The sequence below is a fragment of the Nonomuraea sp. NPDC004186 genome (assembly GCF_053603495.1).
Genome location: NZ_JBSGFQ010000033.1, coordinates 60,925 through 84,000, shown reverse-complemented (window position 1 = coordinate 84,000; position 23,076 = coordinate 60,925). Strand labels below are relative to the sequence as shown.

The window sequence follows — 23,076 nt, the reverse complement described above, 5'->3', positions numbered from 1 at the left end:
GGGGCCACCTCTTACCTGGCGGGGGCGTAACCGGCGGGCCGGGTGGTGAACGTGCCACGGCCCTGCGTACGGCTGCGCAGCCGGGTCGCGTACCCGAACACCTCGGCCAGCGGCACCACGGCGCTGATCACCACGGTCCCGGCCCGTGCCGACGAGCCCGAGATCCGGCCGCGCCTGGCGGCCAGGTCGCCGAGCACGGCGCCGGCCGCGTCGTCGGGCACGGTGACCGTGACCTCCACCACCGGCTCCAGCAGCTCCATGGCGCTCGCCCGCAGCGCCTCGCGCAGCGCGAGCCGCCCGGCCGTGCGGAACGCCAGGTCCGAGGAGTCCTTCGGATGGGTGGCCCCGTCGGTCAGCGTGACCCGCAGGCCGGTCACCGGGTGGCCGCCGAGCGGGCCGTCGGCCAGGGCGTCCCGGCAACCGGCCTCCACCGCGCGCACGTACTCGCGCGGCACCCGGCCGCCGACGACGGTCGAGGCGAACGCGAAACCGCCTCCGTCCAAGGCACCGTCCAAGGCGCCGTCCAGCGGCTCCACGTCCAGCACGACGTGGGCGAACTGCCCGGCGCCGCCGTCCTGCTTGACATGCCGGTACAGCAGCCCGGACACGCCGCGCACGACCGTCTCCCGGTGGGCCACCTGCGGCCGGCCCACGGCGACGTCCAGGACATGCTCGCGCCGGAGCTTGTCCACCGCGACCTCCAGGTGCAGCTCGCCCATCCCGGACAGCAGCGTCTGCCCGGTCTCGGCGTCCGTACGGACCGCCAGCGACGGATCCTCCTCGGCCATCCGCGCCAGCCCGGAGACCAGCCGCTCGGCGTCGGTGCTCCTGCGGGCCTCGACCGCCACGGACACCACCGGCTCGGCCGTGCTCGGCGGTTCGAGCACCAGCGGCGCGCCGGGCGCGCACAGCGTGGTCCCGAGGCGGGCCGACTTGAGGCCGACGACCGCGACGATGTCCCCGGCCGCCGCCAGGTCCACCTCGGTGTGCCGGTCGGCCTGCACGCGCAGGATGCGGCTGACGCGCTCGGTGCGCCCCGCGCCGGTGGCCGGCCCAGTGACCTGTACCGTGTCCCCCTTCCGCATCGTTCCCGAGTAGATCCGCACGTAGGTCAGCCGCCCGGTGGCGGTGGCGTTCACCTTGAACGCCAGCGCCGCCAGCGGCGCCTCCGGGTCGGCGGCCCGTTCCGCGCCGTCCTCGCCGCGCACCGGCGGCACGTCCAGCGGCGACGGCAGGTACGCCACCACGGCGTCGAGCAGCGGCTCGATCCCGCGGTCGCGGTAGGCCGACCCGCAGAGCACCACCAGGCCCGCGCCGCTGCGCGTGAGGTCGCGCAGCGCGCCGGCCAGCGTCTCGTCGGAGATCGACGGCCGCACGCAGAACTCCTCCAGCGCGCCGGCGTGCAGCTCGGCCACCGACTCCTCGAGCAGCCGGCGTCGCCGCCGCGCCTCCGCCAGCAGGTCCTCCGGCACCGGCCCGGCGGAGCAGCCCCCGCCCGCCCACACCAGCGAACGCATCCGCACCAGGTCGACGACCCCGGTGAACCGGCCCTCCTGCCCGATCGGCAGCTGGACCACCAGCGGGGCCTTGTGCAGCCGGCGGCGGATCGACTCGACGGCCGTGTCCAGGTCGGCGCCGGCCCGGTCGAGCTTGTTGACGAACGCGATGCGCGGCACGCCGTACCGGTCGGCCAGCCGCCACACAGACTCGCTCTGCGGCTCGACGCCCGCGACGGCGTCGAACACCGCGATCGCCCCGTCCAGCACCCGCAGCGAGCGCTCCACCTCGTCGGAGAAGTCGACGTGGCCGGGGGTGTCGATCAGGTTGACGCGGTGCCCGTCCCAGGCGAAGCTCACCGCGGCGGCGAAGATCGTGATGCCGCGGTCGCGCTCCAGGGGGTCGAAGTCGGTGACGGTCGTGCCGTCGTGCACCTCACCGCGCTTGTACGTGGCGCCGCCCAGGAACAGCATGCGCTCGGTGACGGTGGTCTTGCCGGCATCGACGTGGGCGAGGATGCCGAGGTTGCGGACGATGGCAAGGGAATTGTCAGGTATTCGGGGACGCACGGCCCAAGACCCTTTCGGGAGGATTCTTCAGCGGGACAGCGCGATTCCCCTGACGAAAGGCCAGGAGGCGGGTGTCGTCAGGGCGTCGTCCAGTGGCGGCCGCGCAGCCGGCACCGGGACGACGGAGACACCAGGATCACCTCGTAGCGCGACGGGGGAATGACGGCAGCGGTGCTGTTGCGCACGGCCGTACTCCTCTCCCTCGTCGATGATCAGTGGCGAGTGTAGTGAACCGGCGGCGGGTGGAGAAAGCGATCTATCGCGTGCGTGCGAGGTTCACCACGCGGTCGCCTCGCTGACCCCGATGTGCGGCTCAGCCGTCATTTCCGCATGTCGACATAGGCGTGAGACGCTTTCAGGGAAGGACCCGCGCCCATGACGATCTCTCTTGACACCGGTCGCTACACGATCGGCATGGCCACCGGCCCCGCCGACGTCCAGGCCGCGCAGCGGCTGCGGCACGAGGTCTTCGCCGAGGAGATGGGGGCGCGGCTCGACAGCCCGGTCTCCGGCCTCGACGTGGACAGGTTCGACGCGTACTGCGACCACCTCCTCGTGCGCGACGGCCGCGAGGTCGTCGGCACCTACCGGCTGCTTCCACCGGGGCGCACGGAGCGGCTCTACTCCGACGGCGAGTTCGACCTGGCCAACCTCGCGCCCATCAGGAAGGGGCTGGTCGAGGCGGGTCGCACGTGCGTGCACCCCGACCACCGCGGCGGCGCGGTCGTCGCGCTGATGTGGGCGGGCATCGCGCGCTACATGGTCTCCGGCGGTCACCAGTGGCTGGCGGGCTGCTGCTCGGTGCCGCTCGACGACGGGGGCGCGGTGGCCGCCGCCGTGGTGGAGCGGGTGCCGCTCGGGCCGGAGGAGTACCGGGTCACGCCGCGCGTGCCGTGGCGTCCCCGGGGCGCGGTGCGCTCCGACCGGTTCGTGCCGCCCGCCCTCCTGCGCGGCTACCTGCGGCTGGGGTCGTGGGTGTGCGGGGCGCCCGCGCACGACCGGGACTTCGGCACCGCCGACTTCTTCGTCCTGCTCTCGATGGCCAACGTGAACACCCGCTACCTGCGCCACTTCCTGGGAGAGCCGCTGTGAACACGGCCGTCGACATCCTGGCCCCGGCCCCCGCTTCGGCCCCCGCTTCGGCACCGGCTCCGGCGGCCGCCCCCGGCCCCTGGCACCCGTTCGCCCCGTGCACCGCGCAGGCCTGCCTCGCGCCCGCCGCCCGCGCGAGCAGGCCCTTCCTCCTGGTCGCCCGCCTGTGCGCCGCGCTCCTCGTGGTGCTCGCCGGGGTGCCGGTGTCCCTCGTGGGGCGGGTACGGACGGCGTGGCGGGCGAAGCTGACCATGGCCTGGGCGCGGCTGCTCCTGCGCGCGCTCGGGATCCGGCTCGAGGTCACCGGCGCCCTGGCCGTCTCGGACGGGGGAGCCCTGGTCGTGGCCAACCACGTGTCCTGGCTCGACCCGCTGGTCGTCGCGGCCACGCTGCCGTCCAGGCCGCTGGCCAAGCGCGAGATCGGCGAGTGGCCGGTCATCCGCACGCTGGCGAGGGGCTCGGGGGCGCTGTTCATCGACAGGGAACGGCTCTCCGCGCTGCCCGCGGCCGTCGCGGCCGTCGCGGACGCGCTCAGGGAAGGCGACACCGTCGTCGCCTTCCCTGAGGGCACCACGTGGTGCGGGCGGGGGATGGGCCGGTTCCGGCCCGCGGTGTTCCAGGCGGCCGTCGACACGGGCGCCGCGGTCCGCCCGGCCACGCTGCGCTACCGCGAAGGAACGGCGACCTCGACCCGCGCCTGTTACGTCGGTGACGACTCGCTGCTCGCCTCCATGGTCCGGGTGGCCGGGACCCGCGACCTGGTCGTCGAGGTGACGCTGTCCGCCCCCGTACCGCCCGTGCGGCCGGAAGGCAGGCGGTCCGAGGCCCGCGCGGCACTGGCCAGGATGGCCGAGGCCCTCGTCCGCACCGGGGTTGAGGATCTTGTCCACGCCGCTGCCACCAGGCATCAGCGCTGAGCGGGACCTCGTACGGGCCGAGCTCGGGAGACGAGGCTCAGAGGGCAGGCAGGGGCACGCCGGCGCTGATCGAGCTGGGGATCATCGACGAGTAGCCCTCCTCGTCGGGGGACCGGTGGCTCCGTGCTCTTTCCGCGGTGGATCCGTACCTCCTCCGTGGGGATCAGGGGGTCCCCACGGATGTCCCGGCCGGTCGCGGCAGGCCAGAGTCGCAGGCAGCGAACCGACGACGAGAGGCTCCCATGATCAGGCACGCCACCTTCGTGGCCGAGCACGTGTACGCCGTCCCGCCGGTCGAGGTCTTCTCCGCCTGGGCCGACCCGGCCGTCAAGGCCCGCTGGGCCGGCGGTCCCCCCGGCTGGAACCCGCGCCTCGACCTGGACTTCCGCGTCGACGGAGTGGAGCGGTACCACGGCACCCGGGCCGGCGGTCCCGCGCACACGGTCCAGGCCCGCTACCTCGACATCGTGCCGAGCAAACGCATCGTCTACAGCTACGACGTGCTGCTCGACCAGGTACGCGTCCTGGTCTCGCTGGCCACGATCGAGTTCGCCCGGCACGGGCCGGGCACCAGGCTCGTCCACACCGAGCAGGCCGCCTTCCTCACCGAGGACGACACCTCCCAGCTCGAGCAGCACATGCGCGAGGCGCTGAAGTCGCTGGAGGCGGAGCTGGGCGGGCAGGCACCATCGGCCACCGGGCGGGACGCCGCCAAGCCGCCGGCGCCACCGGTCGCCCGGCAGGACGCCGCCAGCCTGCTTGGCGGGCCGGCGCCATCGGCCGCCCGGCGGGACGCCGCCGGGCCCCTCCCCGGCGGGGAGCGGCGGCCGTGATCGCCGGCACCCGCGCGGCGGCGCGGACGCCGATCGTCACCGGGGCGCTGCCGGCGCGGATGGCCACCGTGGTGGCCTCGTCGATCGGGTTCCTCCTGCCGTTCGCCGTCGTCCCCGAGTACGCCGAGCGGTCGGCGGGCGCCACCGTCGCCGGCGCCGCGAACGCCGCGCTGCCGGTGACCACCGTGGCCGTCGAACTTGCCGCACCGGCCCTGGTGGGCCTGGTCAGCGGGGTCAGCGCGCTCCTGGCGCTGCCCGCCGGCACGTGGCTCGCGCAGGTCGCGGGCCGGGACGTGCTGGTCCTGGTGCTCGTTCTCGTCAGGCGGGGACCGGACGGCTGGCCCGCTGGAGCGACGGCTCCGTGGTGAGGGCCGCCTCGGTGCTCCGGCAACCCACGCAGTAGCGATAGAGGTCCACCCGGGTGAGCGTGCCGGCCGGGTTGTACCGCCGTTTGCAGTAGGCGCGCCAGATACCTGTCGCCTCGAGTCTGGCGCCCGCCTCCTGGCACTTGGCGCACGCGTTGGGGTTGTTGTGCGAGGAGTCGAAGTACCAGTCGGCCGACAGCGAGCCGTCTCCGCAGGTGACCGCGAGCGCCACGCCCGATGACGCCTGGTCGGCGCGCGCCGTCCCGCCCGCGAGCAGCGCGATGGCCGTGCTCAGCATTGCCGCCGTGCTCAGGACGATGGTCGGCTTCTTCGATCGCGATCCGGTCTGTGCCATGTCCGCCTCCTCAGGTTTCCCGCACTGATTCTCGGCACGGGGAACATGGCCGACCAGGGCAGCGGCAGGGCATTCAACGGACTTTCTGCCGGGCCGGCGGCTCAGCTCCGGGGAACGATCTTGAGGGACTTCACCAGCGTGTCGACGTCCGGCCACAGGCGCCGGTGCGTGTCGGGAATGGTGATCCACAGGATCGCGGGCCGGGGGCGTCCCGTGTCGACCGCGATGACGACCGACAGCTCCTGCCTGGCCTTGCGGCCGTCCGGGCTCGGCGGCATCCGGATCATCCGGGCGAGCAGCCAGCCACGCCGTACCGGCTGCGAGGCGATGTCACGGCCCGTCGTCCCGGAGGGGAAGGCGCTGCCCTGCTTGTAGTCCAGCATCGCCCGGGTGGCGTCGTAGAGGCTGTCGCCGGCGTCGAGGTCGGACCACAGGTGCTGGGAGTCGATGTCGGCCCACCACTCGCGATCGCCGTCCGTTCCGTAGGTCTCGGTCAGCAGCGTCTGGCGGATGTTGTAGCGGCCGTCCTGGATGGGGCCGTCGCCGATCGGGCGGCTCGGCCGCCACGGGGAGCCCAGCTCGGCGAACGACAGGCCGGTCTTGGGGTCGGTCACCCTGCCGATGACGGGCGAGCCCTGGCCCGGCCGGCGGGGGAGCTTGACGACGCTCCCCTCGGGGATCCGCGTGACCGCGAGCCCGCTCGGCGAAGGGGTGGCCGTCGCGAGGGTGGGGGTGGGCGCCGGCTCGGCGGACGCGGGACTCGGCGGAACGGCCGTCACGCTCGGGGGAGGGCTCGGCGTCGAACGGGGCTCCCGGGCGGATCCGCCGCCGACGGCCATGGGGAGGCCGATGACGAGCTCGGCGAGGAGGACCGCGGAGCCGAGGAGCGGGACCCACCTCGGGAACGGCGCCAGGAGCCGCTTCATGCGGTCGGAGGTGCGCGGCATGGGTCAGCCCTCCCGGGGGATCAGGGTGAGGCCGGCGAGCCGGGCCTGCTCGACGCTCTCGCGCAGGGACGCCTCGAGGCGCTCGGCGCGCTCGGCCAGCTCGCCGACCTCGCCGGCCGCCAGGTCGTCGCGTACGGTCCTGGAGAGCAGCTCGCGGTAGGCGTCGCCGTCATCCGCCAGGTCCCGCAGGGTCCGCCACTCCGCGTAGACCTCCTCGGCCTCCTCGGTACGCCGCGCGTACTCCTCCAGGGAGGAGATCCGCCGGGCCAGCGCGCGGGTCGCCACGTCGAGCGCCTCCTCCTGGGATTCGAGCATGGCGGAGATGCGCTCGGTGACACGTCCCGACCGCGCGCCCGCCTGCTCGCGCCGCAGCCGGGTCAGCTCGGTCAGCGTCTCGGCGATCTCCCACTCCTGGCGGGGCAGGATCACCCGGTTGGCGATGCCGTCGAGCAGGCCGTCCCGATCGAGCCTGGACCGCAGGACCGTCGCGGTGGCGGCCACCGTCCGCTCCAGCAGCGCGGCGTCCAGCGGCTCCAGCATCGTGGTGGTCACGTACCTGCCGCGGTGGCGGCGGCCGTACCCCGCCACCGGCGACTCGCCCGCCAGCGCCAGGAGCGCGAGGAAGGCCAATGCCTGCACGGCCGATCCGGCGAGGAAGAAGGTCGTGAAGCCGTACCGGATCCAGACGCCGAGCATGGCCCCCTGCAGCAGCAGCCCGGTGAGGAGCACGATCCGGCCACGGTGGGCCAGGCCGACGACGAGGGGGAGGAAACCCCACAGCGCCGACTGAGGCAGGACGGCCAGGACGTCACCGAGCGTCCGCCCGCCCCAGGCGGGCCGCTCGGGAGCAGGCGGCAGGAGCTCCGGCCGGGTGGCCATCAGCCGGCGGTGCCCCTCAGGGAGGCCGGGGTCGAGGACGATCGCGCTCACGAACCGTGACTATCCCCACAAGCCGTTTCCGCGCGCTTGCGGGTCACTTGCACGTCGGGTGATGCATGGGATTTCCTGACCGGATGAGTGCCGAGCCGTCGTGGGTGAAGGCCTGGACGCGTGGGCTGCCCGCCGTTCATGTCGGCAACGCCGCCGAGTTCAACGCCGCCTTCGGCGGGATGCCGGCCGGGCCTGACCACTACTCGTGCCTGGCGGCCTTCGCCAGTCCGCGGCCCGCCCTCGTCGTGCTGCCGCTGCCCGTGCCGGAGTGGTGGGTCCGGCACCTGGCCGAGACGCTGGGCTGGGGAGGGGTGCGGGTACGCGGCGGGATCGCGGCGGACGGGCAGGTGTCGGCGGCTCTGGCGGGCCTGCCCGAGCTCGTCCCGCCCGGGATGGCGGTGCTGTCCTGGGGCCGTACGCCCGCGTTCGACCGGATCCGGCCCGCTCCCGCCGGGGTGCTGGAGTGCGTCCGCCGCTTCGAGTCCAAACGCGGCTCCCACGAGCTCTTCCGCGAGCTGGCTCCAGGCCATCGCGGGATCCGGATCGCGGCACAGCGCCGGATCGCCGCACGCCGGGAGCTGCGAGGGGCGGCCATGCCGTACGTGCTCAAAACCGAGTACGGAGTGGGCGGCACGGGCACCCAGGTCGTGACGACGTCCCCGCCGCCCCGCAGGGTGCGCGGCCTGCTGCTGGAGGAGTACATCGCGGGCGTCGCCAACCCCACGTTCGACGCCGTCGTCGCCGCCGACGGGCGGGTGCACCCGGTCGGTACGGGCGCGATGGCGATCGACGGCACCCGCTACCAGGGCGTCACCGTCGGACCCGGCACGCTGCCCGCCGAGCAGGCGCGGACCGCGGCCGCGTTCGGCGCCGACGTGGGCGCGGCACTGGCCCGCCACGGCTACCGCGGCTGGTACGACGTGGACTTCGTGGCCGACCGGGCGGGCCTGCTGGCGCCCACCGAGATCAATCTGCGGCTCACCGGACCCTGCGCGGCGTTCACCATTCAGACGGCGCTGGACGGCCTGCACGGCGCCGGGCACCTGGTGCGCACCCTGGACTGCCTGCCGCTGGGCGCCCGGCTGCCGTCGACCGCGCTGCGCGAGCACGTCACGCGGCTGGCCGCGCACTGCCGGGAGCTCGGCGCGATCCTCCTGGTCACCATCCCGACCGCCGCGTTCGACCCCTTTCCCTACCTGGGGATCGCGCTCGCCGCCCGGACGATCCGGGAGCTCGACGCGGCGGAGCGGGCCGTGCGGGCCGCCAACGAGGCGCTCGGCGCCATGTTCAGCGCCGTCCGTTGGTGACGAAGGCGACGAGCACCGCCGCGGCGATCATCAGGGTGACGTTGAACCCGTAGACCAGGGCGGCCTGCTGCGGCCAGTCGGTCTTGGCGGCCAGGCGGTAGAAGTTGTCCTGCGGCCACCACGCCAGCAGCAGCCAGGCGAGCGCCAGCCAGGCCGCCGTGGTCAGCGGTGCGGAGCGGCCCCGTCGGGCCAGCGCCGAGCGGCCCCGCAGCAGGACCATCACGCCCAGCCCGAACGAGGCGCACTCGAAAAGGTAGAGCCCGAAGAACAGTGCCGCCCACGGCAGCGGCACACCGGACAGGTCGGTGGAATAGGGCCAGAAGACGTTGGTGGTCGAAAAAGCCAGGAAGCCGAACAGGAGCGTGCCCCCGACCACCATCGACCCGCTCCCGGCCGTCGCACCGCCGCCCTTGCCGCCCGCGGGCCGCTGCCCCTCCACCACCGGCAGGGGCAGCGCCGCGACGTCGATCTCGCCCTCAGGCGTGCGCGGCAACGCGGGTACCACCGCGACCACCTCGGGCAGTCGCCGCCTCGGCACCAGCTCCGTCAGGAACTCGGTGACCCGTTCCCGGTCCTTCTCGTCGGCCACGACGTAGGCGATCAGCTGCTCGCCCTCGACCACGACACACTCGGTCACCGCCGGATGCCCGCGTAAGCGCTGTTCGAGCTCGCCTTCGGTCAAAGCCGCCCCCGTCAGTCCCGCCGCCAGGCCACTCGGCCCGTCGATCAACCGTACTCCGCGCCGCCCCCACCGAGATCTCTTGCCGGGAACCTGTGGCCCGCCCGGACGTTCTAAAGTGCAGGCCGACCCAAGGAGATCCGCGGTGGAAAATCTGTTCCAGTACTTCCCGCTGCTGTTCGTGGCGGTGGGCGTAGTGATCGTTCTGGGCTCGATCAAGGGGACCGTCGACAGCAGGCAGTTCGTCCGGCGGGCGCAGCGGGTGCCGGGCGTGGTCAGCGACGTCCGGACCACGTTCACGGGGCAAGGGGAGCACCTGAGGGCGAGGCAGCGGCCGGTCCTGACCTTCACGACCCTGGAGGGGCAGGAGATCACCACCGAAGCGGCGACCACCTCCGGCCTCGGCGTCGGCAACGAGACCGAGGTGCTCTACGACCCGCAGAACCCGACCAGGGCCGTGCCCGCGGCCGACCCCGGCGGAGGCTACGGCGGGATCATCGTCGGATGCGTCGCCGTCGTCATCGGCCTGGCCTTCTTCGCGGCCTTCTCCAGCTTCTCCGCCTCCTCCGGCCCCGGCTTCGGAGAGAGCGAGCGACTGGGCGACCGGCAGACCCAGTGCGAGATGCAGCAGGCCGATGGCTCCTACGAGCCCATCGACTGCCCGGCCGATCTCGACCTCGGCGAGTGATCCCGACGCTCAAATCCGCCGGTCGCGCCGGGTGAAGGTCTAGGACGCGCGATTCAGGGCAGTTCGCCGGTTTTGACGAGCTCTTGGGAGAAGTCATGACCGAAGCCGAAGCCAAGGCGAGACAGGCGGCCGACAGCCCTGCCATGGACAAGCTGGCGCGGGTCGGGCTGGTCTGCCGCGGCGTGCTGTACGGCCTGATCGGGGTACTGGCGGTGCAGATCGCGTTCGGGGACGGCGGGCGGGAGGCCGACAAGAGCGGGGCGATCAGCACGGTCGCGTCGCTGCCGTTCGGGGCCGTGATCTTGTGGATCATGGTCGTGGGGTTCGCCGCCCTGGCACTGTGGCAGGCGTCGGAGGCGATCTTCGGCGCCCATCAGCTCAAGGACCGGGTGGAGCCGGCCGGCCGGGTCGCGGTCTACGTGTTCGTGTGCTCCGCGCTGCTGACCATGGTGCTGACGCACAAGACCGCCTCCGACGACCAGCGGACCCAGGACCTCACGGGAAAGCTGCTCGAGTTGCCCGCGGGGCAGGTCCTCGTGGGCGCGATCGGGCTCGGTCTCGTCGCGCTCGGCGTCTATTGGCTGCGGTTCGGCGTCAAGAAGGAGTTCCGCAAGGAGCTCAGGCCGATGCCGAGGCGGGCCGGCGCGGTGATGGACCGGCTCGGGCTCGCCGGCTACCTCGCGCGCGGGCTGATCGCCGGGCTGGCCGGCGTCTTCGTGATCCAGGCGGCCGTCACCTTCGACCCGGACAAGGCCGGGGGCATCGACGCCACGCTCAGGGCGTTCGCCGACACTCCGGCCGGGCCCTGGCTGCTGGCGGTGGTGGCCCTCGGGCTGCTGCTGTTCGCCGGATACTGCTTCGGAGAGGCCCGCTGGCGGCGTACATGAGGCTGGACGACTGGTTCCTCACCGGCCCCGAACGCGGGAACGACGCGACCAAGCTCGCGCCCTGGACGGAGGGCAACCTGGTGCGCCCGCTCGTCCACGGCGCCACCTACTTCGCCGAGCTCGCCGCGCGGCTGTCCGGCCTCGGCGAGGACGACCTGCTGCTGTTCTCCGACTGGCGCGGCGACCCCGACGAGCGGCTCACGCCGGACGGCCCCGAGGTGGCGGCCGCGATGGCGCGGGCGGCCGAGAGGGGAGCCCTGGTCCGAGGGCTGATCTGGCGCTCGCACCTGGACTTCCTGCGCTTCAGCTCCGCCGAGAACCGGCACCTCGGCGAGGACATCGAGGCGGCCGGCGGGCAGGCGCTGCTCGACACCCGGGTGCGGCGTGGGGGCTCGCACCACCAGAAGTTCGTCGTCCTGCGCCATGACCGGGGACCGGGCCGGGACGTGGCGTTCGTCGGCGGCATCGACCTGTGCCACAGCCGCCGCGACGACGCCGAGCACCTGGGCGACCCGCAGGCGGCGCCGATGCCGGGCGCGTACGGCGATCGCCCGCCGTGGCACGACGTCCAGGTGGCGATCAGCGGCCCGGCGGTGGCCGAGGTGGAGAAGGTCTTCTGCGAGCGCTGGGAGGACCCGGCGCCGGAGACCCGACAGCCGTTCAGGCGGCTGCGTGACCGCATGACCCGGATGGCCGACGTGCCGCCGCTGCCGGCGGCCGGCCCCGCGCCGCCGGCGGCCGGGACGCATGCCGTGCAGCTCCTGAGGACCTATCCCCACCTGCGCCACGCCTATCCGTTCGCGCCGGAGGGGGAGCGCAGCGTGGCCAGGGCGTACCGCAAGGTTCTGACGCGGGCGAGCTCGCTGGTCTACCTGGAGGACCAGTACCTGTGGTCCACGGAGGTGATCGAGCCGTTCGCCGAGGCGCTGGAGCGGGAGCCCGGCCTGCGCATGATCATCGTGGTGCCCCGCCATCCTGACCAGGACGGCTGGCTGGCCGGCCCTGCCAGCCTGATCGGCAGGTCGGAAGCGCTGGCCCGGCTGATGCGCGCGGGCGACGGCCGGGTCGCGATCTACGATCTGGAGAACCACCGGGGCACGCCGGTGTACGTGCACGCCAAGGTCTGCGTGGTCGACGACGTGTGGGCGAGCGTCGGCTCCGACAACGTGAACCTGCGCTCGTGGACGTTCGACTCCGAGCTGAGCTGCGCGGTCCTCGACGCGCAGCCCGACCCGCGTCCGCCCTCGGGAGCCCGCAGGTTCGCCAGGGAGCTGCGGCTCACGCTCGCCGCCGAGCACCTGGACCGCGACCCCGGCGACCTGGAGGATCTGCTCGACCCGGAAAGCGCGTACGAGGCGTTCGCCGAGTCCGCCGCGCGGCTCGAGGCCTGGCACCGGGACGGCTGCCGGGGTCCCCGCCCGCCGGGCCGGCTGCGCCCGCATCCGCGGCCCGGGCTCGACCGCGTCCGCCGGGCGCTGGCCATGCCGCTGTACCGGATCGTCGTGGACCCCGACGGGCGGCCCTCGCGTTTACGCAGGTCGAACGAGTTCTGAGCGCCGCCGCCTCCGTGCGTGCAGGATCGCCCGGGCGGCCATGACGACGCAGCCCACGCCGAGCAGCGCGCCGCAGACCACGTCGGTGAGGAAGTGCATGCCGCGGTACAGGCGCGACAGGCCGACGGCGAGCGGAGCGGCGATTCCGAGCACCCAGATCAGCACCTGGAGCGCTCTGTTGCGGACGTGCGTGGTCAGGACGAGCGCCATCCCGCAGTAGAACGCGACGGCGGCGCTGACGTGCCCCGACGGGAAGCTGGAGGTGGGCGGGGCCGGGTCGATGTGCCGCACGGGCGGCCGGTGCCGGCCGACGGCCTCGGTGGTGGCCAGGAAGATGAGGGACTGGCTCCAGACGGCCGCGACGATGAAGATCGATTCGCGCCAGCGCCGGTAGACCAGTCTGAAGACGATCGCGGCGATCACGGTGAGCGCCACGATGTACGGGGTGTCCGACAGGCTGCTGCCGAAGTCGGTGAGCGTGTTCCACAGCGAGGTGCGGCCGGCGGCCAGGCTCCGGCTCACCGACGCCTCACCGGTGGGCCAGGCGAGGATCGCCCTGCCCACGCCGTACGTCACCGCGGCCATCAGGACCATCGGCAGCACGATCGATAACGCGTAGCGCTTCACTTCTTCTCATCGCCCGCTTTCACGAACTCGGGTTCCACTCCCTCGACCGGCGGCGAGACGGGCCTGCGTCCCTGCTCGCGCCGCCACGTCTCGAACGCCGCCGCCGTCGCGGCGATCACGGCCACGCCCAGCACGATCCCGGCGACCACATCGCTCACCCAGTGCACGCCGAGCGCGATCCTCGTGTAGCCGACGGACAACACCAGGAAGCAGGCGACGGCCCACGCCACCACCCGTCCCCACCGAGGCAGCATGGGCAGGACGAGCAGGACGAGCACTCCCGCGCCGAGCGTCACGTTCACCGCGTGGCCCGAGGGGAAGGAGTCGCCCGGCGCCAGTGCGACGGGGTCCGGAAGGTGTGGCCTGGCCCGGGCCACGACGATCTTGAGTGCCAGGCCGAGCAGCCCGCCCACGGTGATGGTGGTGACCGCCCAGACGGCCAGCCTCGGCGCGCCCTTGTAGAGCAGCCAGACGGCGTACGCGATGACCGCGACGCGCCACGGCCACGGCCCGAACAGATCCGTCCACACGATGAGGAACCTCGTCACCTCGGGATGGGTGAGCGCATACGCGTGCAGATATCGCGCGGCTCCCGCGTCCAGTCCGTCGACGGGCATCTTGGCCACGACGAGCAGCAGGGTGAACGGGACCATGATGAGCGCCACCGCCAGGCCGGCCAGCGTCAGTCGCAGTCCCAGTCCCAGTGCGCGGTCGCCGTGGATACTCATTCGCGCACGGCTACCCCGGCACGCGGGATTGATTCCTCCGCCTGAAATCCGGCGCCCGGGGTAGTCCGGAACGCATGTCCCCCATCGTGGCCGTTGTCGCGCACCGCAAGAAGACCCTCGGCGCGGGTCTGGACAGACTACGCGTGCTCATCACCGAGGAGGGCGTCGCCGAGCTCCTCTGGTACGAGGTGCCCAAGAGCAAGAAGGCCCCCAAGAAGGTCCGGCAAGCCCTCGATCAGGGCGCCGAGCTGGTGTTCGTCTGGGGCGGCGACGGCATGGTGCAGCGCTGTGCCGACGCGATGGCCGGCTCCGGCGTGCCGATGGCCGTGCTCCCCGCGGGGACGGCGAACCTGTTCGCCGCCAACCTCGGCATCCCCGCCGACCTCGACGAGGCGGTGCGGATCGGCTTCCACGGCCGGCGGGAGAAGCTGGACCTGGGGGTGCTCAACGGCGAGCACTTCGCGGTGATGGCGGGGGCCGGGTTCGAGGCCGAGATGGTCGCCGACGCCGGCGGGCGGGCCAAGAAGCGGCTCGGCAAGCTGAGCTATGTCAAGGCGGCCGTCCGGCACGTCGGCGAGCCGCTCGTGCCGATGAAGATCAAGATCGACGGGACGACCTGGTTCGAGGGCCGGGCGAGCTGCCTGCTGCTGGGCAACGTGAGCACGATCGCCGGCGGCGTCCAGGCGTTCGACGACGCGCGGCCGGACGACGGCTGGCTGGAGGTCGGCGTCTCGACCGCCCAGGGGCCGCTCGAATGGGCTCGGGTGATCGGCAGGATGGCCGCGGGGCGCTCCGACGACTCGCCGCTCGTCCGGATCACGCGGGCCAGGAAGGTGTCGGCCCGGTTCGGGGTGCCGCTGACGTACGAGCTCGACGGCGGGGAACGCGAGCCCACCCGCCGGCTCAAGGCCGAGGCCGCCGCGGGTGCGCTCACGGTCTGCCTGCCTCTGGACGAGTAGTCGCCGGGTTGACGATCTTTCCCGTAATCCCTACTGTTAATGTAGGTATTATCACGGGAGAGCGGGGCGGGTCGGGGTGAGCGCTGTCGCGGTGATCGGGGCCGGTCCCACGGGGACGTCCGTCGTGGAGCGGATCTGTGCCAACGCTCCCGAGCTGCTCGGAGACCACGTGCTGGACGTGCACGTGGTGGACCCGTACCCGCACGGCGCGGGCCGGGTCTGGCGCGCGGGCCAGCCGGACCTGCTGTGGGCCAACTCGGCGGCGGCCGACATCACGGTCTTCACCGACGGGTCGGTGCGCTGCGAGGGCCCGCTCCGTCCCGGGCCGTCGCTGGCCGAGTGGCTCGGGAGCGAGCCCGGGTACTTCGCGCCGCGCCCGGTCCTCAGCCGCTATCTCTCCTTCGCCTTCGGTCAGGTGGTGCGGACCGCGCCGCCCAACGTACGGGTGCGCCTGCACCGGGCCACCGCCGTCGGCCTGGCCGACGTGCGCGGGGGCCAGCGGGTGGAGCTGTCCGGCGGGGGAGCGCTGGAGGTGGACGCGGTGGTGCTCGCGCAGGGCCACCAGGGCGCGCTGCCCTCGCCGCCGGAGGCGGAGGAGCTCGCCTTCGCCGCCCGGCACGGCCTGTCCTACCTCCCCGCCGGGTACGCCGCCGACCTCGACCCGGGCGTGATCCCGGCCGGGGAGCCGGTGCTCGTACGGGGTGCCGGGCTGGCGTTCGCCGACCTGCTGGCGCTGCTCACGTCCGGACGCGGGGGGCGCTTCACCGAACACGGCGGCGAACTGCACTACGTGCCCGGCGGGTCCGAGCCGCGGCTGTACGTGGGGTCGCGCAGGGGAGTGCCGTACCACGCCAAGGCCGGCTACCGGCTCGCCGCGCCGCCGCCCGGCCTGCCCGGGTTCGTCACCCCGGGCACGCCTGCCGGGGAGCTGCGGCGGGCGGTGGCCAAGGAGCTGGCGTACGCGTACTACTTCGAGCTGTTCAACGGGCACCCGTCGCGGACCCGGATCGGCTGGGACGCGTTCGAGCCCGCCTTCGCGCAGGCCGAGTGGGGCGGGAAGGAGATGCGCGCGCTCGTCACCAGGTCGGTGCCGCGCTTCGCCGACCGGCTGCGGCTGGACCGGCTGGAACGGCCGCTGCACGGGATGCGCTTCGGCGACCTGGCCGGGCTGGGGCGCTGGATGGGCGGCTACCTGACGGCCGACCTGGAGCGCCGGGCCGACCCGGCGCACAGCGCGGACCTGGCCCTGATCCACGGCCTGAACGCGCTGCGCGGGGTGGTGCCGGCGGATCCCTGGTTCCAGGGCCTGTACAACTACCTCGCCAGCGGCCCGCCCGCGTCCCGGCTGGCCGAGCTGCGGGCGCTGGCGCGGGCCGGGGTGGTCACGTTCCTGGGCGAGGGCATCCGGGTCGGGCGGGACGAGCGGGCGGGGGTCTGGCGGGCGGTCAGCACGAGCGTGCCCGGCGCGGTGGACGCGCGGGCGCTGGTGGAGGCCCGGTTACCGGAGCCGACCGTGGCCCGCAGCACCGACCCGCTCCTCGGCGCGCTCTTCGCCCGGGGCGAGTGCCGCGAGGAGTCCGGCCTCCTGGACGTCCGCCTCCCGGACCGCCGCCTCGTCGCCCGCACCGGCGCCGTCCATCCCCGCCGCTTCGCGCTCGGCCCGTGGACGGCGGGCGGCCCCGGCACGGCCGGATTCGCTCGCCCGGGCGTCGACGCCCCGCTGTTCCGCCAGACGGACGCCCTGGCCCGCACCCTCCTGAGCGTCACGACCGCCGCCCGCCTCCGCCCGGCGGCGTAGCGGAGCGGCGGGCGTTGTTCAGCTCGGGGCGGGCTGGGGCTCCGGTGCGTCCGCCGAGTGAGTGGCAGTGGCGGTGGCCGTGCGGACGAAGGCGGCGACGGCCGGTGAGCGGCTGTGGTGCGGCCAGGCCAGGGTGAGAGTGAGCGGCGCCAGGTCGCTGACGATCCGGTACGCGATGCCGGGCCGGGGGTGGCGCGGCGCGACCGAGGCCGGGGGGAACCAGACGATGCTGCCCACCTCGACCAGGTTGAAGATCTCTGCCAGGTCCAGGCGTCTCGGCCGGGTCCCTGCCGTCGCCGGGCAGGCTTCCTGACCGTCGGCGGGTGTCCCGTCGGGGAGGACCCTGCCGGTCAGGTCGGCCAGGCGCAGGCGCGAGCGGGCGGCCAGCGGATCGGAGGCGGCCAGCGCGACCAGCCGGGGCTCGGTCAGCAGCAGTTCGACGTCCAGGCCACGTGCGTCAAGGGGTTCGTCAAGGGGAGCGGGCACCAGGGCGACGTCCGCGCGACCGTCGTGCAGCGCCGACAGTTGCTCCCCCTTCCCGCCCAGTACGAGCTCCACCGGGAGGGCGGCCGCCTCGCTCCGGTACGCGGCGAGGATCCGCGGCAGCAGCCCGCCGTCGTAGTCGGCCTTCAGCGCCAGGCGCAGCCCCGGGTCGGACCGGCCGGCGTGCCGGGCCCGCCGGGCTGCCGCGGTCACCGCGTCGAGCGCGATCCGGGCGTCGCGCAGCAGGGTCTCGCCGGCGGGGGTGAGCGCGACGTGGCGCGTGGTGCGCTCCAGCAGCGGCACGCCCAGCTGCCGCTCCAGGGCCCGGATCGCGCGGGACAGCGGCGGCTGCGCCATGCCGAGCCGCTCGGCCGCGCGCCCGAAGTGCAGCTCCTCGGCGACGGCCACGAAGTAGCGGAGTTGCCGGACCTCCAGGTCATTCATACCTCGACAGTATCAATGGTGATCGAATCGGTCCTTCAGGTCTGCCGCCGCGCCGGGTTGACTGGGCTCTCGTCCTTCCCGTCCATACTTCCCTCCAGGGGTTTTCATGATCGTCGTCACTACGCCCACCGGTAAGATCGGCCGCCAGGTCCTCGACCGCCTCATGGCCGCCGGCGCACCCACGCGGGTGATCGCGCGCGAGCCAGACCGGCTGCCCGCCGCGGTGCGCGCGTACGCCGAGGTCGTCGAGGGCTCGCACCGCGAGCTCGACGTGGTCACCAAGGCGTTCGCCGGCGCCCGCACCGTCTTCTGGCTGGTGCCGTCCGACCCTCGCTCCGCGAGTGTCGATGCCGCCTACGCCGGCTTCAGCCGCCCCGCGTGCGAGGCCATCACGGCCCAGGGGGTCGAGCGGGTGGTCGGAGTCTCGGCCCTGGGCCGCGGGACGGCGGTGGCCGGGAACGCCGGGTACGTGACGGCGTCCCTCGCCATGGACGACCTGATCGCGAGCACGGGCGTGAGCTACCGGGCGCTGGCGATGCCCTCGTTCATGGACAACCTGCTGCGCCAGGCCGAGCTGATCAGGAACCGGTCCATGTTCACCTCGCCGATCTCCGGCGACCACAAGGCCCCGAGCTGCGCCACGCGCGACATCGCCGCGGTCGCCGCCGGCCTGCTGCTCGACGACACCTGGAGCGGTGTCGAGGAGGTCCCGGTGCTCGGCCCCGAGGACCTTTCCTTCGAGGACATGGCGCGGATCATGTCCGAGGTGCTGGGCCGCCCGATCCGCTTCGAGCAGTTGTCGGGCGAAGCGTTCAAGGCCGGGCTGGTGGGGTCGGGGATGTCCGAAGTCATGGCCCAGGGGATGCTCGACATGGCGCTGGCCAAGGACGCCGGCCTCGACAACGGCGCCGTCCGCACCCCTCGGACGAGCACCCCCACCAGCTTCCGCCAGTGGTGCGAGGAGGTGCTCAAGCCGGTCGTCCTCGCCTGACGGGGGTGCTCACACGCTGCGCAGGACCGAGACCACGATGCCCAGCACCACGGCGCCGTCGCCGTCGATGACGTCGTAGGCGGGGTTGCGCGGTTCGAGGAGCACGTGCCCGCCGCGCCGGCGGAACACCTTGACCGTGGCCTCGCCGTCGATCATCGCGGCGACGATCTGGCCCGAGTGGGCCTCGGGCTGCTGCCGCACCACGACCATGTCGCCGTCGCAGATCGCGGCGTCGATCATCGAATCGCCCCGCACGCGCAGGGCGAACACGGTGCCGCGCCCGGTCAGGTCGCGGGGCAGGGTCAGCGTGTCGTCCACGTGCTCGTCGGCCAGGATGGGGGTGCCCGCGGCGATGTCGCCGACCACGGGCACGCTCACCACGTCGCCGGCGGGCTCCGGCGCCGAGGCCCGCAGGAACAGACGTACGTCGATCGGCCGGGTCATGGTCGCGCCCCGGCGCAGGAACCCCTTCTCCTCCAGGCTCTTCAGGTGCTTCGACACCGAGGAGGACGACCGCAGCCCGACCGCGTGGCCGATCTCGCGCGTGCCCGGGGGATAGCCGTACCTGACCACCCAGTCGCGGATCATGGCCAGGATCCGCTGCTGGCGCGGCGGCAGGGCCGAGAAGTCCAGATACTCGAACGCGTCAGGATCGTCGAAGGTGGTCACCTGCGAAATGCTAGAGGCAGGCCCGGCTAGGCGGTCACCTGCAACACGATCTTGCCCTGGATGTGACCCTGTTCGGCCCGTTCGTGCGCCTTGGCCGCGTCCCGGAGCGGGAAGACGGAGTCGACGCCGACCCGGAGGCGGCCCTCGTCCATCAGCCGGGCCAGCTCCGCCATCTGGGTCCCGTCCGAGCGCACCTGGCCCCCGCGCTTCTCGATGCCCCGCCGGGCCATCTCCTCCTCGCCGTACTCCCCGAGGAAGACGGGGCTGTAGACGCCGCCGTCCCTGATCGCGGGCAGCAGCCGGTACGCCTGGGGCCCGCCGACGGCGTCGAGCACGTAGTCCACGTCCCGGACCACCTCCCCGACGACGGCCCGCGTGTAGTCGACGAACTCGGCGACCCCCAGATCCTTCAGGAACGCCTCATGGCGCCCGGAGGCGACTGCGATCACGTGGCAGCCGGCGTCGACGGCGAGCTGCGCGGCGAAGTGCCCCACGCCGCCGGCCGCGCCGTTCACGAGCACCCGGCTGCCCGGCTCGAGCTTGATGTAGTCGAACAGGAACTGGTACGCCGTGAGCCCCGCCATCGGCACGCCCGCCGCCCGCAGGTGATCGACGGACTCGGGCTTCCTGGCGAGGTCCCCGGCGGGCGAGGTGGTGTACTCGGCGTACGCCCGGGCGCCCAGGCTCGGGAAGCGGAGCAGGCCGAACACCTCGTCCCCCACCTGCCATTCGGTGACGCCGGGCCCGAGCGCGGCCACGACGCCCGACACGTCGGTCCCCGGCGTGTACGGCAGGGGCAGCTCCGGCCGCATGCCCTCGGGGATGTTGGCGAAGCCCTTCCGGGCGTACCAGTCCGGCGGGTTCAGCCCGGCGGCGTGGACGCGGACCAGGACCTCGCCGGGCCCCGGCTCGGGCCGGGCGATCTCCTCGTACACGAGCACCTCCGGGCCACCCGGAGCGTGGAGGCGCACGGCATGCATGGTCGTGGGCATGGCTTCTCCCAACGGAATCGGCCCCACTATGATGTGGAGCAGTGCTCCGGATCATAACTGGAGCACTGCTCCACTTGTCAATGGAAGGACCGTGCATGCCGGGCGAATCACCGGATACCGCCGCGCCGAAAACCTCCCCCGAGCTGCGCGCCGACGCGCGGCGCAATCGGGAGCGCATCCTCGCCGTGGCGCGGGTCGTCGTCGAGGAGCAGGGGACCGAGGCGTCCCTGCGCGACATCGCCCGGCGCGCGCAGGTCGGGCTCGGGACGCTCTACCGGCACTTCCCCACCCGGGAGGCGCTGCTGGAGGCGCTGCTGCGGCAGAGCTTCGACCGGCTCGCCGCGCGGGCGCAGGCCCTGGGCGAGAGCGAGGCGCCGTACGAGGCGCTGGTGGCGTTCCTGGAGGACCTCATCGGGGGCGCGGCGGCCTACCGGGGGCTGGCCGCGTCCATGATGGCCACGATCAACGACGAGGAGTCCCCGCTGCACGCCTCGTGCGCGGCGATGCGCTCGGCGGCCGGCCACCTCCTGGAACGCGCCCAGGCGGCCGGGCGCATCCGGGCCGACGTCGACGGGACGGACGTTTTCGCGCTGGCCAACGCGCTCAGCTGGATCACCGACCAGGCGCCGTCCCTCGCCTCGCGCCGCGACCACCTCTTCTCGCTCGTCATGTCCGGCCTCACCGCGCGGTCATGAATCCGCTCGATCAACGGGTGACGTGACCGACGCGGAAGAAGCCGTCCGGGTCGTAGGCCCGCTTGACCTCGCGCAGCCGCCGGAAGTCGCCGGTCGTGTACGCCGCCGCCGTCCTTGCCGGGTCGGCCAGGAAGTTGAGGAACGTGCCGCCGTTGGCGTACGGGCGCAGCTCCTCCGCCAGCCCCGGCACGACGGTGTCCACGATGACCGACAGCTTCGTGCCGCGGTGGCTGACCGGGCCGGCGTCCTGACCCGGGCGGGCCATCGCGCCGCCCCAGTGGCGGATCTCCACGGTCTGCGCGTGCTCCGCGGCCCGCACCAGCGTGCCGATCACCTCGTCGGGCACCGACTCGAACATGTCCATGTGCCGGTTGGGCGTGCCGCCCATGGAGGTGGCCGCGTACGTGCTGGAGCGCGTCTCGTCCAGCAGTGCCCCGCCCGCCGCCCTGCCGGCCGCCCGCCACAGCGGCGCGAGCAGCCGCCTGGCCTCCTCGGCCTCGCCGGCGTGCACCACCTTGACCATGACGACGTGCCTGCCGCGCACCGCCGCCGGCGCGTCCTCGGGCATCCGCCTGAGCACCACAGCCGTGCTGATCTCGTCGGGGGCGTCCTCGATCCAGCTCCGGTACGCGGTCAGCGTCTCGGCCGCCGCCTCGATCGGGAAGTACGCGAACCCCGAGAACACCCGCTCGACCGGGTGGAGGCGGAACTCCAGCGAGGTGACGACGCCGAACCCGCCACCGCCGCCGCGCAGCGCCCAGAACAGCTCGGGGTGGCTGTCCGCGCTCGCCACGACGTGCCGGCCGTCGGCCAGCAGCACCTCGGCGCGCACCACGCTGTCGGCCGCGAACCCGTGCTTGCGTGCCAGCCACCCGAGCCCGCCGCCGAGCGTGTAGCCGGTGACGCCGACCGACGGCGACGACCCCGACAGCGGCGCCAGCCCGAACGGCGCGGCGGCCGCGACCACCTCGCCCCAGAGCGCCCCCGGCCCCACCCGGGCGATCCGCCGGTCCGGGTCCACCAGGACCGAGGCCATGGGGGAGGTCCTGACCAGGACGCCGCCGTCGCACGCCTCGTGCGTGCCGTGCCCGGTCGCCTGCACCGCGAACGGCACCCCGTGCTGCCGCGCCGCCAGCAGCGCGCCGCGCAGGTCGGCCACGCCGTACGCCTCGGCCACCAGGGCCGGGTGGGCGTCCACGCGCGGGTTGAGCGAGCGGCGCAGCTCCTCGTACCCGGCCTCGCCCGGCAGGTGGACGGCCCCGGCGAACCCGGGGAGCGTGATCTCGTCCTGGATGGTGTACGGCTGGCTCATCTCTCGGCCCTTCTCTCCTGTGATCTGAGATCACTGTGCTGGAGGGCGCTTACGGCTTCATTCCCGTCGACTTACCGCGGCCCTTAAGTCCCGAGGATCCTCGCAAGCGGCGGTGACAAAATCCGCCGGCCGTCTCCGTCTCCGGTACGCCGCGGGACGTAGGGTCTCGCGCGTCGCCGCCCCTCGTACTACACCGACGGTCGTACGGCCGGACTGATCCGCCATCCTTGGAGCGGTCAGGTGACGGGTACGATCTCGGCGCCGGTCAGGACGCCGTCCTCGATGGTGAGCAGGCCCAGCGTGCCGTGCGGCTGACGGCGGCGGTCGGTGGGGGAGCCGGGGTTGAAGATGCGCAGGCCGTCGCCCGACTCGTCCAGCGGGATGTGCGAGTGGCCGAAGACGACCAGGTCCGCCTGGGGGAAGCGGCGCCGCAGGCGGTCGAGGCGCCCCTTGGCCGGACCGCTGTCGTGGATCATGCCGATCCGCAGCCCGTCCAGGGTCAGCTCCAGCGTCTCCGGCGCCACCACGTCCGGGCCGTCGTTGTTGCCCTTCACGACGTGGACGGGGGCGTACGCGGCCAGTTCGTCCAGCACGGAGGCCACGCAGACGTCGCCCGCGTGCAGGATGACGTCCGCGCCGCGCAGGTGCGCGGCGACGCGGGGCGGGCACGAACGCCAGCGCCTGGGCGCGTGCGTGTCCGACAACGCGACGACTCTCACGACCCTTCCCTGCCCGCTCCACGCTCGCGGTACCTCGCCC

At 73.4% G+C, this 23,076-nt stretch carries 24 protein-coding genes; 12 read left to right on the top strand and 12 right to left on the bottom strand.

Annotation, left to right across the window (positions count from 1 at the left end):
* Positions 1-11: 11 nt before the first annotated feature.
* Positions 12-2,066: an elongation factor G gene (gene fusA, locus ACWEPL_RS26155; RefSeq protein ID WP_452437713.1), complete on the bottom strand. Its 2,055-nt coding sequence runs from the start codon at positions 2,064-2,066 to the stop codon at positions 12-14.
* A 375-nt stretch (positions 2,067-2,441) separates the two neighbouring features.
* Here fusA and ACWEPL_RS26150 point away from each other — a divergent pair, with 375 nt between their 5' ends.
* The 4 genes from ACWEPL_RS26150 to ACWEPL_RS26135 all read left to right on the top strand — a co-directional run bounded on the left by ACWEPL_RS26150 (position 2,442) and on the right by ACWEPL_RS26135 (position 5,276).
* Entirely contained in the window at positions 2,442-3,158 is a 717-nt protein-coding gene (locus ACWEPL_RS26150; protein WP_350727356.1) for a GNAT family N-acetyltransferase, read from the top strand.
* Positions 3,155-4,075 (top strand): lysophospholipid acyltransferase family protein, encoded by a 921-nt coding sequence (locus ACWEPL_RS26145; RefSeq protein WP_452437712.1) that lies wholly within the window; start codon positions 3,155-3,157, stop codon positions 4,073-4,075. The genes ACWEPL_RS26150 and ACWEPL_RS26145 overlap by 4 nt, the downstream gene beginning before the upstream one ends.
* Positions 4,076-4,317: 242 nt before the next feature.
* On the top strand, positions 4,318-4,908 hold the full coding sequence (locus tag ACWEPL_RS26140) for an SRPBCC domain-containing protein (RefSeq protein WP_452437711.1): 591 nt from the start codon (positions 4,318-4,320) through the stop codon (positions 4,906-4,908).
* A complete protein-coding gene (locus ACWEPL_RS26135; protein WP_452437710.1) occupies positions 4,905-5,276 on the top strand; it encodes a hypothetical protein in 372 nt (123 codons plus the stop codon). Before ACWEPL_RS26140 ends, ACWEPL_RS26135 begins: the two co-directional genes overlap by 4 nt.
* On the opposite strand, the gene ACWEPL_RS26130 is transcribed toward ACWEPL_RS26135, so the two are convergent.
* The 3 genes from ACWEPL_RS26130 to ACWEPL_RS26120 form a co-directional block, all read right to left on the bottom strand.
* Complete coding sequence (locus ACWEPL_RS26130; RefSeq protein ID WP_452437709.1) at positions 5,227-5,628, bottom strand: hypothetical protein; 402 nt, start codon at positions 5,626-5,628, stop codon at positions 5,227-5,229. The two genes, ACWEPL_RS26135 and ACWEPL_RS26130, sit on opposite strands and share 50 nt — an antisense overlap.
* 101 nt (positions 5,629-5,729) lie before the next feature.
* Positions 5,730-6,575, bottom strand: coding sequence for a hypothetical protein (locus tag ACWEPL_RS26125; RefSeq protein ID WP_452437708.1), 846 nt, complete (start codon positions 6,573-6,575; stop codon positions 5,730-5,732).
* Positions 6,576-6,578: 3 nt separating this feature from the next.
* Positions 6,579-7,505, bottom strand: a complete 927-nt coding sequence (locus ACWEPL_RS26120; protein ID WP_452437707.1) for a hypothetical protein — start codon at positions 7,503-7,505, stop codon at positions 6,579-6,581.
* 83 nt (positions 7,506-7,588) lie between these two features.
* On the opposite strand from ACWEPL_RS26120, the gene ACWEPL_RS26115 reads away from it, so the two are divergent.
* The gene (locus ACWEPL_RS26115) at positions 7,589-8,812 is read left to right on the top strand and encodes a hypothetical protein (protein ID WP_452437706.1); all 1,224 of its coding nucleotides are present in this window, start codon (positions 7,589-7,591) and stop codon (positions 8,810-8,812) included.
* On the opposite strand, the gene ACWEPL_RS26110 is transcribed toward ACWEPL_RS26115, so the two are convergent.
* Complete coding sequence (locus ACWEPL_RS26110; RefSeq protein WP_452437705.1) at positions 8,793-9,542, bottom strand: AMP-binding enzyme; 750 nt, start codon at positions 9,540-9,542, stop codon at positions 8,793-8,795. The genes ACWEPL_RS26115 and ACWEPL_RS26110 overlap by 20 nt on opposite strands.
* Before the next feature lie 94 nt (positions 9,543-9,636).
* On the opposite strand from ACWEPL_RS26110, the gene ACWEPL_RS26105 reads away from it, so the two are divergent.
* From ACWEPL_RS26105 to ACWEPL_RS26095, 3 genes are all read left to right on the top strand, one after another.
* On the top strand, positions 9,637-10,179 hold the full coding sequence (locus ACWEPL_RS26105) for a DUF3592 domain-containing protein (protein WP_363971437.1): 543 nt from the start codon (positions 9,637-9,639) through the stop codon (positions 10,177-10,179).
* Positions 10,180-10,274: 95 nt separating this feature from the next.
* Positions 10,275-11,066 (top strand): DUF1206 domain-containing protein, encoded by a 792-nt coding sequence (locus ACWEPL_RS26100; protein WP_363971435.1) that lies wholly within the window; start codon positions 10,275-10,277, stop codon positions 11,064-11,066.
* A complete protein-coding gene (locus ACWEPL_RS26095) occupies positions 11,063-12,619 on the top strand; it encodes a phospholipase D family protein (protein ID WP_452437704.1) in 1,557 nt (518 codons plus the stop codon). Before ACWEPL_RS26100 ends, ACWEPL_RS26095 begins: the two co-directional genes overlap by 4 nt.
* On the opposite strand, the gene ACWEPL_RS26090 is transcribed toward ACWEPL_RS26095, so the two are convergent.
* Complete coding sequence (locus ACWEPL_RS26090; RefSeq protein WP_363971431.1) at positions 12,596-13,246, bottom strand: phosphatase PAP2 family protein; 651 nt, start codon at positions 13,244-13,246, stop codon at positions 12,596-12,598. The genes ACWEPL_RS26095 and ACWEPL_RS26090 overlap by 24 nt on opposite strands.
* Positions 13,243-13,974 (bottom strand): phosphatase PAP2 family protein, encoded by a 732-nt coding sequence (locus tag ACWEPL_RS26085; RefSeq protein ID WP_452437703.1) that lies wholly within the window; start codon positions 13,972-13,974, stop codon positions 13,243-13,245. The genes ACWEPL_RS26090 and ACWEPL_RS26085 overlap by 4 nt, the downstream gene beginning before the upstream one ends.
* Before the next feature lie 74 nt (positions 13,975-14,048).
* Between ACWEPL_RS26085 and ACWEPL_RS26080 the strand changes: the two genes are divergently transcribed.
* A complete protein-coding gene (locus ACWEPL_RS26080; RefSeq protein ID WP_452437702.1) occupies positions 14,049-14,933 on the top strand; it encodes a diacylglycerol/lipid kinase family protein in 885 nt (294 codons plus the stop codon).
* Between the two features lie 76 nt (positions 14,934-15,009).
* On the top strand, positions 15,010-16,731 hold the full coding sequence (locus ACWEPL_RS26075; protein ID WP_452437701.1) for an FAD/NAD(P)-binding protein: 1,722 nt from the start codon (positions 15,010-15,012) through the stop codon (positions 16,729-16,731).
* Between the two features lie 18 nt (positions 16,732-16,749).
* Here the strand turns inward: ACWEPL_RS26075 and ACWEPL_RS26070 are convergent, their stop codons facing one another.
* Entirely contained in the window at positions 16,750-17,658 is a 909-nt protein-coding gene (locus ACWEPL_RS26070; RefSeq protein ID WP_363971423.1) for a LysR family transcriptional regulator, read from the bottom strand.
* 106 nt (positions 17,659-17,764) lie between these two features.
* On the opposite strand from ACWEPL_RS26070, the gene ACWEPL_RS26065 reads away from it, so the two are divergent.
* Positions 17,765-18,649, top strand: coding sequence for an NAD(P)H-binding protein (locus ACWEPL_RS26065; protein WP_452437700.1), 885 nt, complete (start codon positions 17,765-17,767; stop codon positions 18,647-18,649).
* Positions 18,650-18,658: 9 nt separating this feature from the next.
* Here ACWEPL_RS26065 and lexA read toward each other — a convergent pair whose 3' ends face one another.
* Complete coding sequence (gene lexA, locus ACWEPL_RS26060) at positions 18,659-19,267, bottom strand: transcriptional repressor LexA (RefSeq protein WP_452437735.1); 609 nt, start codon at positions 19,265-19,267, stop codon at positions 18,659-18,661.
* Positions 19,268-19,344: 77 nt separating this feature from the next.
* A complete protein-coding gene (locus tag ACWEPL_RS26055) occupies positions 19,345-20,310 on the bottom strand; it encodes an NADP-dependent oxidoreductase (protein WP_452437699.1) in 966 nt (321 codons plus the stop codon).
* Positions 20,311-20,405: 95 nt separating this feature from the next.
* Between ACWEPL_RS26055 and ACWEPL_RS26050 the strand changes: the two genes are divergently transcribed.
* Complete coding sequence (locus tag ACWEPL_RS26050; protein WP_452437698.1) at positions 20,406-21,005, top strand: TetR/AcrR family transcriptional regulator; 600 nt, start codon at positions 20,406-20,408, stop codon at positions 21,003-21,005.
* Between the two features lie 10 nt (positions 21,006-21,015).
* Here ACWEPL_RS26050 and ACWEPL_RS26045 read toward each other — a convergent pair whose 3' ends face one another.
* A complete protein-coding gene (locus ACWEPL_RS26045) occupies positions 21,016-22,317 on the bottom strand; it encodes an FAD-binding oxidoreductase (RefSeq protein WP_452437697.1) in 1,302 nt (433 codons plus the stop codon).
* A 236-nt stretch (positions 22,318-22,553) separates the two neighbouring features.
* Positions 22,554-23,036, bottom strand: a complete 483-nt coding sequence (locus ACWEPL_RS26040) for a metallophosphoesterase family protein (RefSeq protein WP_363971412.1) — start codon at positions 23,034-23,036, stop codon at positions 22,554-22,556.
* Between the last annotated feature and the right edge of the window lie 40 nt (positions 23,037-23,076).

Coding starts and splice junctions, on each gene's coding strand:
- ACWEPL_RS26115 (WP_452437706.1), top strand. CDS start 7,589: ATGAGTGCCGAGCCGTCGTGGGTGAAGGCCTGGACGCGTGGGCTGCCC.
- ACWEPL_RS26055 (WP_452437699.1), bottom strand. CDS start 20,310: ATGCCCACGACCATGCATGCCGTGCGCCTCCACGCTCCGGGTGGCCCG.
- ACWEPL_RS26140 (WP_452437711.1), top strand. CDS start 4,318: ATGATCAGGCACGCCACCTTCGTGGCCGAGCACGTGTACGCCGTCCCG.
- ACWEPL_RS26045 (WP_452437697.1), bottom strand. CDS start 22,317: ATGAGCCAGCCGTACACCATCCAGGACGAGATCACGCTCCCCGGGTTC.
- ACWEPL_RS26050 (WP_452437698.1), top strand. CDS start 20,406: ATGCCGGGCGAATCACCGGATACCGCCGCGCCGAAAACCTCCCCCGAG.
- ACWEPL_RS26070 (WP_363971423.1), bottom strand. CDS start 17,658: ATGAATGACCTGGAGGTCCGGCAACTCCGCTACTTCGTGGCCGTCGCC.
- ACWEPL_RS26150 (WP_350727356.1), top strand. CDS start 2,442: ATGACGATCTCTCTTGACACCGGTCGCTACACGATCGGCATGGCCACC.
- ACWEPL_RS26130 (WP_452437709.1), bottom strand. CDS start 5,628: ATGGCACAGACCGGATCGCGATCGAAGAAGCCGACCATCGTCCTGAGC.
- ACWEPL_RS26095 (WP_452437704.1), top strand. CDS start 11,063: ATGAGGCTGGACGACTGGTTCCTCACCGGCCCCGAACGCGGGAACGAC.
- ACWEPL_RS26085 (WP_452437703.1), bottom strand. CDS start 13,974: ATGAGTATCCACGGCGACCGCGCACTGGGACTGGGACTGCGACTGACG.
- ACWEPL_RS26065 (WP_452437700.1), top strand. CDS start 17,765: ATGATCGTCGTCACTACGCCCACCGGTAAGATCGGCCGCCAGGTCCTC.
- ACWEPL_RS26125 (WP_452437708.1), bottom strand. CDS start 6,575: ATGCCGCGCACCTCCGACCGCATGAAGCGGCTCCTGGCGCCGTTCCCG.
- ACWEPL_RS26080 (WP_452437702.1), top strand. CDS start 14,049: ATGTCCCCCATCGTGGCCGTTGTCGCGCACCGCAAGAAGACCCTCGGC.
- ACWEPL_RS26100 (WP_363971435.1), top strand. CDS start 10,275: ATGACCGAAGCCGAAGCCAAGGCGAGACAGGCGGCCGACAGCCCTGCC.